Here is a 12142-nt window from a genome sequence, read left to right as displayed (position 1 = left end):
AGAAGAGCCGGCCGGGAAATGGATCAGCACGGCTCAGATTTGATGGAGCGGGCCGTTCCTCGTCGTTGCGGCTTCCTTGTCGAGCAGTCGACGTGCCGACGCGTTTAGCGCATAAACGAGCTCGGCCCCGGGGTTTTGGCCACCCGAATGTTTACTTGCCTTGGGTCAGGCGCGGCGGTCGCCGGCGGCGGGGCAGCAGCAGGGCCAGACGGTCGAGGAGTGCTTCGAGGGCTTCTTCGAAGTCCAGGCCGGCGACATCGAGCGACAGGTGCGGCTGCAGGCGCTGCAGGAGGGGGTAGTCGCTGAGGTCCCCGGCCGGGGGCACGTCCGGTTCCTCGACGGGTCCGGTCTCGACGCCGAGGCCGGACACCTCCAGCAGCAGATGGCCGAGCAGGAAGCTGCTGAACGCCCGGTAGACGGCGGCGGCGTTCTCGTCGGAGAATCCCGCTCCGGTCATCACCTCGAGCAGAGACTCGATCCAGCGCAGGCTGCGTAGCGGTGGGCGGACCCACGGGGCCGCCGCCGGGCGGGTGGCCACCAGCGGGAACACCTCGGGGTGGGCCAGGGCGATGCGGCGCAGGCCATGGGCCAGGCGCTGCAGGTAATCGACCCAGCCGGCATGGGCTTGCAGGTGTACGTCGGGGTCGCTGAACAACTCGTCGACGACCGTCTCGACCACGCCGTCCAGCAGCGCCTCGCGGCCGGGAACGTACCGGTACAGTGCCATGCCGTCGACGCCGAGGTAGGCGCCGAGCCGTTGCATGGTCAGCATGCGCAGACCGTTCTCGTCGATGAACCGTACTGCAGCGTCCAGAATGCGTCGCTGGTCCAGGCCGCCGCGACCGGAGCCGGGTGCGCCGGCCGGGATGGCGGCGGCCGCGTCAACCCGTGCCCGCGGAATGTCCGGATCGTGCATCACGCCTCCCGGGCCGCCCGTGCGCCGTCACATACCTCGCAAGCCTCCCATAGATGGCGGCGGCGCGATGAGTCAGCAAGGACCAGCGACACGGTACAAGCCGGGCCCAAGCCCGAAAGATCCGCCGATGTGAAACTGTTTCGCGTGCGCGTTTAGATCATAAACAACGCGCAGAGCGGCCACGAAGGCTGCGCCTCCCGGATGGCGAAATAAAAATGCCGGTGCGGGGATTAGAAAATCGTTCCGTGGGGGATTCCAGCCAGCGCATCCCGACTCATGCAGGAGGCCCGCCATGAGTGCAGTCGGTGACTCCGACCGCGGCGATCACGTCGACCTCGACGCGGTCGCGACCACCAGGACCGGCGACGACAAGCCCCACGACCTGTCCGCCGTAGCCCCCGGGGCCGGCCCCGGCAGCCCCGCACAGCTGAAAGGCAAGGGGCTGTTCGCCGCGCTCAAGCGGACCTTCAAGCAGTACTCGCAGGACAACCTCTCCGACTGGTCGGCCGCGCTGACCTACTACGGCGTGCTGTCCATCTTTCCCGGCCTGCTGGTGATCGTGTCCCTGTTGGGCATGCTCAGCAGCAACGGCAAGCAGACCGTGGAAGACGCGGTTAAGGAGCTCACCCCGAGTCCGCAGCTGCAAGACCTGGTCAACACCGTGCTGAGCCAGGTCAAGGACCCCGGCAAGGCCGGAATCGCGGCGATCGTCGGTATCGTCGTCGCGTTCTGGTCCGCCTCCGGCTACGTCGCGGCCTTCATGCGTGCCTCCAACGCCGTCTACGACGTTCCCGAGGGCCGGCCTATCTGGAAAACGCTGCCCATCCGGGTCGGCGTCACCGCCGTGGTCGGTCTGATGCTGGTCCTGTCCACGGCGATCGTGATCTTCACCGGCGACCTCGCCACGATTGTCGGCGACAAGATCGGCCTGGGCTCCGCCGCCGTGTCGACCTGGAACATCGTCAAATGGCCGGTGCTGCTGATGCTGGTCAGCCTGATGTTCGCGATCCTCTACTGGGCGTCGCCCAACGCCAGGACCGGCGGCTTCCGCTGGGTCAGCCCCGGCGGCATCTTCGCCGTCCTGCTCTGGGTCCTGGCGTCTGCCGCGTTCGCGGTCTACCTGGCCACCTTCGCCAACTACAACAAGACCTACGGCGCCGTCGGCGGGGTCATCGCCTTCCTGGTCTGGATGTGGATCAGCAACATCGCCATCCTGCTCGGCGCCGAACTCGACGCCGAACTCGAACGCGGCCGGGCAATAGCCGCCGGCCACGACCCCACCGACGAGCCGTTCCTCGAGCTCCGCGACGACCGCAAGATCAAAAAGGGCAGCGACCAAGGCCTCAGCGCCAACGAGACCGCCTGACATCCGGTACGCATCATCTGCCATCCGAACAGCGACGCCGGTCGTGATGGATTGAGGAGAGAACACCATGTCGGAAAGATCATTCAACGGGTCGGCGCCGTCCGCGGCATCCACCTCCGAGCTGGTGAACCAGGCCGCCGTGCAGATCTCGACGCTGGTACGCGACGAGCTGGCGCTGGCGAAGCTGGAGCTGGCGGAAAAGGGCAAGCGTGCCGGGCTCGGCGGCGGCCTGCTCGGCGGCGCCGCGGCGCTCGGCCTCTACGGGCTGGGACTGCTGCTGACTCTCGCGGTGGTGTTGCTGGACCTGGCCTGGCCCTTGTGGCTGTCCGTCCTGGTGGTGATGGTCGTCGTGTTCGCCGCCGCCGGCGTCGCGGCCCTGCTGGGGAAGCAGAAACTGCAGGCCGCGGTGCCGCCGGTGCCCAGCGCCGCCGTCGCGGGCGCTCATGCAGACGTGCAGACCGTCAAGAACGCCGTACGGGAAGGACGCTCGTCATGACCACCTCCGATACCCCCACCGACCCGCAACAGCTCCGCGCCGAAATCGAACAAACCCGCGCCGAGCTGGGCGAAACCGTGCAGGAACTCGCCGCCAAAACCGACGTGAAGACCCGCGCCAAGCAGGCCGTCGGTGACGCCACCGGCCAAGCGCGGCGGACGCTGACCGGCGTGAAGGATCAGGCAGCGCAAGCTGCCGGTGTGGTCGCTGAGCGGGCGTCGACAGCCAAGCAGCAGCTGGCCGACTCCGACCTTCCCGCCCCGATCCGTCGGCCGCTGCCGCTGGCCGCCCTCGGCGCGGCGGCAGCCGCGCTGATCATCGTGATCATTGTCGTGGCGCGCAGGCGGCGCTCGTGAGCAGCACCGTGGCGAAGGTCGCCTACAAGCCCGTCGGACTACTGCTCGGCGCCGGCGCCGGTGTCATCTCCGGCCTGATCTTCAAACAAGTGTGGAAAGTCGCCGGCCATGACGACGACGCACCGAACGCGACCGACGAGCATCGCGGCTGGACCGAGATCCTGCTCGCAGCCGCCGTCCAAGGCGCGATCTTCGCGGTCGTGAAAGCAGCGGTCGACCGCGCCGGCGCCGCCGGGGTCCGCAAAGCCACCGGTCAGTGGCCGGACTGAGCCGCACAAGGCCCAAAACCATCCCACCGTCACCCAGGTACAAGAGAAGGCCAAGGGCCTCCTCCACACCGGAGCAGACACACTCACGCCGAGCAGCGAGCCCGCGCCGTCCGAGACGCTGCCGGCTGTCGCCTCGCCCAGCCCGGCTCCTCGGCCCTCGCGCCGGCAGCCCGGACCGAACGTGACGACGACTGCGACCGTCGACCCACTGACATAAGCCGGGCGCAACGAAAGAAGCAACGCCCGGCCGAAGCGGCACCACCAGAGCGAAGATGCCCGGACCCTCGGATGGATCGTGGCGTGTGTTGAACTGGGTGGCGTGCAGATACGTCCCGCAGAACTGACGGCGATCCGGGCCGGCGATATCGACGTGGCGTTCCGCCGGTGGGAACGGCCCCGGCTCAGGGTCGGTACCCGGATGCGTACCGCGGTCGGACTGGTCGAGGTCACGTCCGTCGACCGCGTGCCGGTGAGCTCGCTGACTGCCGCGGACGCCCGCCGGGCCGGCGCGGCGTCGCTGGCCGCGCTCCGCCACGGGTTGGACCGCGTCCACCCCGACCGGCCGGTGTATCGGATCGGGCTACGGTACGCGGGTGTCGACCCGCGGCAGGAGCTGCGGGAGGCGGTACCCGACGCTGCGGAGATCGACGCGATCGTCGCGTGGCTCGACCGGCTCGACCGCGCCTCGCCGACGGGGCCGTGGACCCGGGCAACGCTCCTGCTGATCGACGAGCTGCCGGCCACCCGGGCACCCGACCTCGCACAGCGGATGGGGCGAGACACCCCGTCGTTCAAACAGAACGTGCGCAAGCTGAAGGAGCGCGGCCTGACCGAATCGCTCGACATCGGGTACCGGCTCTCTGCGCGCGGCGCGGCCGTCCTGGACCACGAGGGTCATCCCCGGCCGGCCCAGGGCCGGCCGGTACCGGAGCCGGGCACTCCGCTGCCACACATCGGCGCTGCCGCGACACGTGCTCTTACCGCGCGTGGCGTGGTCCGGCTCGAACAGGTGGCCGCACTCAGTGAGAGCGAGGCGCAGGCGCTGCACGGAGTCGGGCCCTACGCCCTTCGCCACCTGCGAACGGCGATGGACGCCGCCGGGCTGGCTTTCCGCGACGATCCTGACGCCACGCCACAACCTGGGTAACCGGTTCGCGCCCACGGGCCGGGCCCCCGAGAATGCCTGCATGCCCACGTACATCAAGTCAGTCACCTTCGACTGCCGGGACGCCCTGGTGGTGGCCCGCTTCTGGGCCGCGGCCCTGGGCGGCGAGCTCGACGAGGACTCCACCGCCGACAAGGCGTACGTGGAGGCGCCCGGCTGGGGCGCACCCAACCTGTGGTTCCAGCGCGTCCCCGAGCCCCGGACCGCCAAGCTGCGCATGCACTTCGACCTGCGCGCCCCCGGCGGAGTCCCCGAGGAGGTGGAACGGCTCGCATCGCTGGGCGCCACCGTCAAGGAGACCAACGGCGACCTGACCGTCATGCAGGACCCCGAAGGCAACGAGTTCTGCGTGGAGAACTGACCCGTTCCAGATTCGTTCCAGCCGGATTTCAGCGGCGCGTCAGGACCTCCCGCCACGCTGAGCGGCGCGACACATCGTCGTGCTGTCAAGGGGGAACACACGCTGCCGACGTCGACCACCACCTGCACGGCGACGGTCAGCCTGAGCAACAGCGCCGGCAGTTCGCCGGCGACCACCGCGTCGGCCCGGCTCTGAGGGGACGCCGGCACACCACGCGTAGCGGGCACGGACCGCGGCGTGCCGGGTGGCGGCCCGGCACGCCGCTCGCCCGCCCCGCCGGCGCCAAGAACGTGGGGGCCCGCCCTATCCCAAGAGCGCGAGCGGGCCCCCACCCAAACGTCACCGGGGGGTCGGGCGGTAGACGAGCTCCTGGGTGTGGCCGTCGAGCGTCCGGCTCTCGAGCAGCTCGAGGTCGAAGTCGCCCGCTCCCCCGAGGATCGGGCTGGTGCCGGTCCGCCCGGAGATGACCGGGAAGATCGTCACCTGCAGCCGATCGACCAGGCCGGCGGCCATCAGCGCCCAGTTCAGCGACAGGCTGGCCTGCGAGCGCAGCGGGATGTCGGACTCCTCCTTGAGCCGGGCGACGATCTCCACCGCGTCACCGCTGACGATGGTCGCGTCCGGCCACCCGAGGGTGTCCCGCAACGTGGAGGAGATCACCGTCGCCGGCATCTGCATGGTCCGGACGTTCCACTCGTCGAGCGCGTGGGGATCGATGCCGGAGGACATGATCTCGGCATTCTCCCGGAAGGTGGTGGCTCCGAAGACCATGCGCTGCTGGGCGCCGAAGAGGGCGGCGCGATGGGCCAGCAGCTCAGGGCCCTGCTTGCCCCAATAGCCACCCCAGTCGCCAGGCTCGGCGTACGAGCCGTAGCCGTCGAGGGTGGAGAAGACGTCCCAGGTGTAGACGGCGGTCATGTCAGTTCCCTTCTTATGCAGCCGTGGTGGCTGCGTCCACCCTGTCTACGACCAGCTGCCGCCCGATCCGACACCGCGTCCGGATCTTCTGCGCGCTTGACGTTTTCCTATATGGGAAAATATGGTGGATGCCGTGGCACGAGCAGCGACGACGTCAGACACGTTCAACGCGATCGCCGAGCCGCAGCGCCGAGACATCCTGGCGCTGCTGCGGGCGGGTGAGCGGCCGGTGACCGACGTGGCCCAGGAACTGGGGATGAGGATGCCGCAGGCGTCCAAGCACCTGCGGGTGCTCCGGGAGGTGGGGCTGGTGCGGGTCCGCGGGGCGGGCAAGCAGCGCCTCTACGGCCTGGACGCCCGCGGGCTGCGGCCGGTCCACGAATGGGTCGGCGGGTTCGAGCGGTTCTGGAACGAGAGCTTCGACCGGCTGGACACCTACGTGCAGGACCTCAAGCAGACACGGCAGGAGGAATGACCGATGGCAGAGGCACGACAGGAAACGCGGGCGGAGCCGGCGACGGCCGACCGGGAGATCGTGATCTCCCGGCTCATCGACGCACCGCGGGAGCTGGTGTTCGAGGCGTTCACCGAGGTCCGGCATCTGTCACGGTGGTGGGGTCCGGACGGGTTCACCACCACCACGCGGTCCTTCGAGTTCCGCGTCGGCGGGGAGTGGGACTTCGTGATGCACGGGCCGGACGGAACGGACTACTCCGAGTGGATCACCTGGACCGAGATCGTCGCACCGGAGCGGATCGCGCTGCTGCACGGTGAGTCCCGCGACGACCCGAACGCCTTCGAGTCTGTCCTGACCTTCGCGCCGGAAGGTGCGGCGACCCGGATCGTGATGCGCACTGTCTTCCCCACCAGACAACTGCGCGACCAGGCCGTGGAGAAGTACCGCGCGATCGAGGGCGGCGAGCAGACGCTGAGCAACCTGGCGGCCTACGTCGCCGAAATCGCCCACAACAAGGAGGGCCTCTGATGGCCGGGAAAGTGTTCTTCAGCGTGTCGATGTCGCTGGACGGGTTCATCGCGCCCGGGTCCCTCGGGGAGTTGATGGGAAAGCAGTGGATGGAACTGCAGGCGTGGATTTTCCCGCTGCGATTCTTCCGGGAGAACCTGAAGCTGGGCGACGGCGGTGAAGAGGGGCGCGACAACGACATCGCGCGGGAGACGTTCGAGCGCACCGGCGCGAGCGTGATGGGCAAGCGCATGTTCGACGCCGGCGAGCAGATGTGGCCGGAAGAGGCGCCGTTCCATACCCCGGTGTTCGTCGTGACGCACGAAAAGCGCGACCCCTGGGAGCGGCCGGGCAGAACCACCTTCCACTTCGTCAACGACGGCATCGAGGCCGCGCTCGACCAGGCCCGCGACGCCGCCGGCGATCGCGACGTCCGCATCGCGGGCGGCGGCGCGACGATCCTGGAGCACCTGAACGCCGGCCTGATCGACGAGTTCTCGATCGCGCTGTCGCCCGTGCTGTTCGGCTCCGGAATCCGCCTGTTCGACGGCGCGGACGCGTCCAGGGTCGCGCTGGAGCCGGTCCGTTCGGAGTCGTCGGCGCGGGTGACGCACCTGACCTACGCCGTGCACCCACGGCGCACATAGTGCGATCACTATGTCTTCTTGCCCTTCTTGCCCGCGGGCGCCGACGGGGGCGGCGGGTACTTCTGGTTGAAGTCGCGGATCACCGGCAGGCCCACGCGAACCAGATCGCGGGTGCGGTGGTCGACGTCCCCGGGAGTCAGGTGGTGCTGTTTCGGGTGGGGCAGCTGGGCCGCGATGGTCCCGGTGAAGATCAGCAGGTCGTCGACCGAGCCGGGGAACGAGCGGGACATGTCGGCGGCGGCGCGCAGCTGGGACTCGGGCATGTACGCGACGTGCTCGGCCATGCCGGCCTGCCACGCGCCCGGGTGGACCAGGTAGCCGGCGGGGAGCCGGCCAGGGCCGCCCATCGGGGCGAGGGCCTTGGCGCGCTGCACCGGGACCGGCTTGGCCTTGCTGACCATGTAGAGGGCGCCCGCGCCGAACAGGGCCACCGGAATGAGGATGGCGGCGGCGGCCGACATGCCGGCCAGAACCATCACGACGGCCAGCGTCACGAGGATCATGGCGCCGGCCATGTACTCGCGGACGCCGTCGCGGGACGCGCCGTGCTCGGCGTCGGTGATGCAGCGCTTGATGATGGCTTCCAGGACCAGGTCCGTGGGGCGCCACCCGTCCGCCCGGACGGGCATCTCACGCGTGGATTGCGCCATCGGGGTCCTCTCTCGCGAAGGGGAAGTCGGTGTCGCCGAGCGGTATCGGCACCCGGCCGCCCCCATCTGAGGAGTTACGCGGCCAAGGCCGCGTACCGCCCGCCCGCGCCGACCAGCGCGTCGTGGGTGCCGGCCTCGAGGACCCGGCCGTGGTCGACCACCACGATCTGGTCGGCGTGGCGGACGGTCGACAGCCGGTGCGCGATCGTGACCGTCGTGCGGCCGCGGGACAGCTCGTCGAAGGCGCGCTGCACGGCCCGCTCGGTCTCGTTGTCGAGGGCGCTGGTCGCCTCGTCGAGGACCAGGATGCGCGGGTCGCGCACCAGGGTGCGGGCGATGGCGATGCGCTGCTTCTCGCCGCCGGAGAAGCGGTGCCCGCGGGAGCCGACCGTGGTGTCGTAGCCGTCGGGCAGGGCGGCGATCAGATCGTGGATCTGGGCGGCCCGGGCGGCGGCCTCGATCTGGGCGTCGGTGGCGTCCGGGCGCGCGTAGCGCAGATTCTCGCGGACGGTGGTGTGCAGCAGGTATGTCTCCTGGCTGACCACGCCGACGATCGACGACAGGTCGGCCAGCGAGAGGTCGCGCAGGTCGACGCCGTCGATGGTGACCCGGCCGGCCGTGGGGTCGTACAGGCGGGCGATCAGCGCCGCGATCGTGCTCTTGCCGGAGCCGGTCTCGCCGACCAGCGCCAGCGAGGTGCCGGCGGGCACGTCGAGCGACACGCCCGCGACGGCGGCGGCGGTGCTCCCCCCGTACGCGAAAGTCACGTCTTCGAAGCGCAAGTGGCCCCGCGGCGCCGCCAGACGCACGGGCCTCGCCGGCTCCTGGATCTCGACCGGCAGGTCGAGGTACTCGAAGATGCGCGCGAACAGCGCAAGCGACGAAGTCAGCTGGACGCCGACGTTGAGCAGCGACATCAGCGGCCGGAAGAGTCCGGCCTGCAGCGCGGTGAACGCGACGAGGGTGCCGATCGACAGGCGGGCGAACGGCATGCCCGCCGCCAGGTAGATGACCGCCGGGATGGCCGCGAAGACGATGCTCATCGACGCCATCCGCCAGCGGCCGGCCAGCTCGGAGCGCAGCTCGAGGTCGATCAGCCGCAGCGACGAGCCGGTGAAGCGGTCGATCAGGGCGGGCGCGGTGCCCATCGTCTTGGACAGCTGCACGCCGCTGATCGACAGGCCCTCCTCGATGGTGACGTTGAGGTCGGCGAGCTCCCGCTGCCGCTGCGCGGTGATCTCGCGGCGCATGCGGGCGACCCGCTTGGAGAATCCGATGGCCGGCGGCAGCACCGCCAGCGAGACCAGGGACAGCTGCCAGGAGAGGGCGGCCATGGCCACGACGGTGGCGATGGCGGTGGTGAGGTTCGCGGCGATCGAGGTCGCGGTGGAGGTGACCACCGATTCCATGCCGCCGATGTCGTTGGTGATGCGGGACTGCACCTCGCCGGTGCGGGTGCGGGTGAAGAAGCCGATCGACTGCCGCTGCAGGTGCGTGAAGACGTCGGTGCGCAGCCGGTGCATGACCCGCTGGCCGACCTGCGTGGAGATCCAGGTCTGCACGACGCCGAGCGCGGCGGTCACGGCGGCGACGGCCACCATGCCGATCACCAGCCACACCAGCAACGTCAGGTTGGCGTGCGGCAGCGCGACGTCGATGACGGCACGCAGCAGGAACGGCGAGGCCATGCCGATGATCGACGAGGCCACGATGATCAGGACGACGACGGTCAGCGGCCAGGTGTGGTCGCGGAACAGGCCGCCGATGCGGCGCAGCGAGACCTCGCGGGCCTGCTGCTTCTCGGCCGGGGTGGGTTTGCGTTCGGGGCGCGGCAAAGGCGTCCCCTCCTTCCGAAGCGTTTTACTGAGGTTACCTCATCATGAGGGAACAACCGCAATCGCTGCTACCGTATTCCGGTGGATTCCCCTGAGCCCGACGAAACGCTGTCGGAGGCGTTCTGGTCGGTGGCCCGCCATCTGCGGCACCGCACCCGGGTGGCGCTCGAGCCGTGGGACCTCTCGCCGTCGCTGGCCCGCGCGCTGAGCGTGCTCTCGAGGCACGGCGACATCCGGCTGAGCGTGCTGGCCGACCATCTGCGCATCGCGCCCCGCACGGCCACCGAGGTGGCCGACGATCTGGCGCGGCTCGGGCTGGCCGAGCGCCACCCCGACCCCGACGACCGGCGGGCGACGCTGCTCTCGCTCACGTCGCAGGGCGCGGCGACGGCCCAGGCGATTCAGGCCGCGCGCCTGGCCGAGGGGGAGCTGTTCTTCGCCGCGCTCAGCGACACCGAGCGTGAAGACCTGGCGCGCCTGTTGCGCAAACTGCGTGATTAACAGCCATTTATCGTACGGGGAGGGCAAAGCACCCGCCTCGCGACGCCGGCGCCGTCGCCGGTCGCGCCACTGCCGCGAGTTTCGCGTGGGCGGCTACCCTCAACGAGCCGACCGACTCGCTCAGCGGGACCTGAGCGGGACCCGCCTCGGCATGATCAGGCGCACCCATCTCGGCAATTCCGGATCGCGCTGGCGGGGTGCAGCGTCACAGCGGCAGGTGCTCGGCCGGGCTGGAAATCGTGGTGGGGCGGCGGGTTGGTGGTTGCGTGGCGGCCCACGCCCAAAGGGCAAATCCGGCGGCGAAGGCGAGCATGGTCAGCACACCCCGCGGCCAGAAGATGTGGCTGTCGATGAACGAGTAGCCGGCGCCGAGGAGCACCACCGTGCCCGCGAGGACCCGCGCGCCGTGCCGGAAACCCAACGCGACCGTGCCGGCCAGCACGGCGATGAGCAGGGCGTACACGCCCGCGCGGCCGAGTAGGTCACCTGCGTCGTACAGGGCCAGCACGAGACGGCGAAGCTCGGCTTGATCACCGCTCTGTCCCGCGACTGTGCCGGCCGCGATCCCCGCTACAGCGTCCAAGCCGGTGTAGCCGGCCGCGTAGACAGCGGCCCCCAGCCACGCCACGACGGTGGCCACCCCGGCCACGTCGAGCCGGGGCCGGCCGCGCAGCAGCACCACGAAGCCCAGGGCAAGCAACGGAAAGACCGGTAGCAGCACGATATGCAGATGCACCCAGCGATGCGCGGTCGCAGCGGACAGTCCGCCCGGATGCACCAGGCCCGCGACGGCCAGAAGCAACGGGCCTGCCGTCACGAGAAGCCCCATTCGTGCCCCGCGCGACACCGACAGCGACTTCACGTGGTGGGTGTGAGGCCGGCAGCGCCGAAGGAAACCGAGAACCGCTTACACCAGATGGCGACGCTGTGAAGCTGGTCGAGGTTCGTGCCCGCCGGGACGGCGTACATCTGGTCGCCCCTGTTGCCCTTGAGCCGCCCCAACTCGACCCAGTTCCCGTCGTCGAAGACGCGCCACCCCTGGAACCAGGAGAGGCCGAACCCAGCCGTGAACGCCAAGACCACGGCCGCGACCCAGGCCAGCGGCCGGCGAAACAGACGCGCCATCACTCCACCAGTACACCGCATCCGACCAGAGGGAATCCTTACCGAACGGTGACAGCACTCGACCAGGTCCCCGTCGCTGCCCCGGCCGGCGCCGCCCGCCCGATTGGTCGGCCACCGACCGGGGCGCGAGCGGCATGACGACCCGGTCCATGTCCGATTCGCAGAAGACGATGAGGCTGATCAGTTCCTCGTTCGGGTGAGGAGTGGGCCGAGCTCCGCCCTCAGCGGGCCTGCCGCCGCGCCCGGTAGCCGGGACGCAGCTTTCCTACCGAGATCTCGACGGCCTCGCTCACCTGATCGTCTCCGCCCCGATCGTCCACGTAGTGCCCAAAACCGGAGAGGGCAATGGCCAGGTTCATCCTGCGAAACTCCAGTCGCAGGGGGTGCCGCCGCTCGTCGATGAGATCGCGGTGCTCCGGGCCGAACTGCGAGAGTTGCGGGATCAGGTCCGGACGGTGGTTCTCGATATAGACGCGCAGGTCGCGGAGAACCTTGTCGATGGCTCTGTACTGTAAGCCGTCAGCCACTACCGATCACCTCACCCACGAGCAAGCCTAGGACCCGATCAGGCGG

At 69.7% G+C, this 12142-nt stretch carries 16 protein-coding genes and 1 pseudogene; 10 read left to right on the top strand and 7 right to left on the bottom strand.

Going from position 1 to position 12142, the window contains the following annotated elements; all coding sequences use genetic code 11:
• Nucleotides 1-151 precede the first annotated feature (151 nt).
• Nucleotides 152-916 (bottom strand): TetR/AcrR family transcriptional regulator, encoded by a 765-nt coding sequence (locus ACIA5D_RS18405; protein WP_396031156.1) that lies wholly within the window; start codon nt 914-916, stop codon nt 152-154.
• A gap of 292 nt (nt 917-1208) precedes the next feature.
• Between ACIA5D_RS18405 and ACIA5D_RS18400 the strand changes: the two genes are divergently transcribed.
• From ACIA5D_RS18400 to ACIA5D_RS18375, 6 genes are all read left to right on the top strand, one after another.
• Nucleotides 1209-2282 (top strand): YihY/virulence factor BrkB family protein, encoded by a 1074-nt coding sequence (locus ACIA5D_RS18400; protein WP_396031155.1) that lies wholly within the window; start codon nt 1209-1211, stop codon nt 2280-2282.
• Nucleotides 2283-2349: 67 nt separating this feature from the next.
• Complete coding sequence (locus ACIA5D_RS18395; protein WP_396031154.1) at nt 2350-2778, top strand: phage holin family protein; 429 nt, start codon at nt 2350-2352, stop codon at nt 2776-2778.
• The gene (locus ACIA5D_RS18390; protein WP_396031153.1) at nt 2775-3134 is read left to right on the top strand and encodes a DUF3618 domain-containing protein; all 360 of its coding nucleotides are present in this window, start codon (nt 2775-2777) and stop codon (nt 3132-3134) included. The genes ACIA5D_RS18395 and ACIA5D_RS18390 overlap by 4 nt, the downstream gene beginning before the upstream one ends.
• Nucleotides 3131-3403, top strand: coding sequence for a DUF4235 domain-containing protein (locus tag ACIA5D_RS18385; RefSeq protein WP_396031152.1), 273 nt, complete (start codon nt 3131-3133; stop codon nt 3401-3403). The genes ACIA5D_RS18390 and ACIA5D_RS18385 overlap by 4 nt, the downstream gene beginning before the upstream one ends.
• A gap of 319 nt (nt 3404-3722) precedes the next feature.
• On the top strand, nt 3723-4550 hold the full coding sequence (locus tag ACIA5D_RS18380) for a hypothetical protein (RefSeq protein WP_396031151.1): 828 nt from the start codon (nt 3723-3725) through the stop codon (nt 4548-4550).
• A gap of 40 nt (nt 4551-4590) precedes the next feature.
• Nucleotides 4591-4929: a VOC family protein gene (locus tag ACIA5D_RS18375; RefSeq protein WP_396031150.1), complete on the top strand. Its 339-nt coding sequence runs from the start codon at nt 4591-4593 to the stop codon at nt 4927-4929.
• Nucleotides 4930-5268: 339 nt separating this feature from the next.
• Here the strand turns inward: ACIA5D_RS18375 and ACIA5D_RS18370 are convergent, their stop codons facing one another.
• Nucleotides 5269-5847: a dihydrofolate reductase family protein gene (locus ACIA5D_RS18370; protein WP_396031149.1), complete on the bottom strand. Its 579-nt coding sequence runs from the start codon at nt 5845-5847 to the stop codon at nt 5269-5271.
• Nucleotides 5848-5980: 133 nt separating this feature from the next.
• Here ACIA5D_RS18370 and ACIA5D_RS18365 point away from each other — a divergent pair, with 133 nt between their 5' ends.
• From ACIA5D_RS18365 to ACIA5D_RS18355, 3 genes are read left to right on the top strand one after another with little or no spacing between them, the layout of a single operon-like run.
• On the top strand, nt 5981-6322 hold the full coding sequence (locus tag ACIA5D_RS18365; RefSeq protein WP_396031147.1) for an ArsR/SmtB family transcription factor: 342 nt from the start codon (nt 5981-5983) through the stop codon (nt 6320-6322).
• A 3-nt stretch (nt 6323-6325) separates the two neighbouring features.
• Entirely contained in the window at nt 6326-6832 is a 507-nt protein-coding gene (locus tag ACIA5D_RS18360; RefSeq protein ID WP_396031145.1) for an SRPBCC family protein, read from the top strand.
• A complete protein-coding gene (locus ACIA5D_RS18355; RefSeq protein WP_396031144.1) occupies nt 6832-7458 on the top strand; it encodes a dihydrofolate reductase family protein in 627 nt (208 codons plus the stop codon). Before ACIA5D_RS18360 ends, ACIA5D_RS18355 begins: the two co-directional genes overlap by 1 nt.
• Before the next feature lie 8 nt (nt 7459-7466).
• Here the strand turns inward: ACIA5D_RS18355 and ACIA5D_RS18350 are convergent, their stop codons facing one another.
• Together ACIA5D_RS18350 and ACIA5D_RS18345 are read right to left on the bottom strand one after the other, a co-directional pair.
• Complete coding sequence (locus ACIA5D_RS18350) at nt 7467-8108, bottom strand: hypothetical protein (RefSeq protein ID WP_396031143.1); 642 nt, start codon at nt 8106-8108, stop codon at nt 7467-7469.
• A gap of 74 nt (nt 8109-8182) precedes the next feature.
• Entirely contained in the window at nt 8183-9943 is a 1761-nt protein-coding gene (locus tag ACIA5D_RS18345) for an ABC transporter ATP-binding protein (RefSeq protein ID WP_396031142.1), read from the bottom strand.
• Between the two features lie 81 nt (nt 9944-10024).
• On the opposite strand from ACIA5D_RS18345, the gene ACIA5D_RS18340 reads away from it, so the two are divergent.
• Nucleotides 10025-10444, top strand: coding sequence for a MarR family winged helix-turn-helix transcriptional regulator (locus tag ACIA5D_RS18340; RefSeq protein ID WP_396031141.1), 420 nt, complete (start codon nt 10025-10027; stop codon nt 10442-10444).
• Between the two features lie 205 nt (nt 10445-10649).
• On the opposite strand, the gene ACIA5D_RS18335 is transcribed toward ACIA5D_RS18340, so the two are convergent.
• The 3 genes and pseudogenes from ACIA5D_RS18335 to ACIA5D_RS18325 all read right to left on the bottom strand — a co-directional run bounded on the left by ACIA5D_RS18335 (nt 10650) and on the right by ACIA5D_RS18325 (nt 12096).
• The gene (locus tag ACIA5D_RS18335) at nt 10650-11261 is read right to left on the bottom strand and encodes a hypothetical protein (RefSeq protein WP_396031140.1); all 612 of its coding nucleotides are present in this window, start codon (nt 11259-11261) and stop codon (nt 10650-10652) included.
• 41 nt (nt 11262-11302) lie between these two features.
• Nucleotides 11303-11482 (bottom strand): annotated as a pseudogene (locus ACIA5D_RS18330) (DM13 domain-containing protein); the annotation flags it as partial.
• A 308-nt stretch (nt 11483-11790) separates the two neighbouring features.
• Nucleotides 11791-12096: a hypothetical protein gene (locus tag ACIA5D_RS18325; RefSeq protein ID WP_396031139.1), complete on the bottom strand. Its 306-nt coding sequence runs from the start codon at nt 12094-12096 to the stop codon at nt 11791-11793.
• Between the last annotated feature and the right edge of the window lie 46 nt (nt 12097-12142).

This window comes from Actinoplanes sp. NPDC051513 (assembly GCF_044454685.1).
Lineage (GTDB): Bacteria > Actinomycetota > Actinomycetes > Mycobacteriales > Micromonosporaceae > Actinoplanes.
The sequence above is the reverse complement of the archived record's forward strand: the minus strand, read 5'-3'. Positions and strand labels throughout refer to the sequence as shown.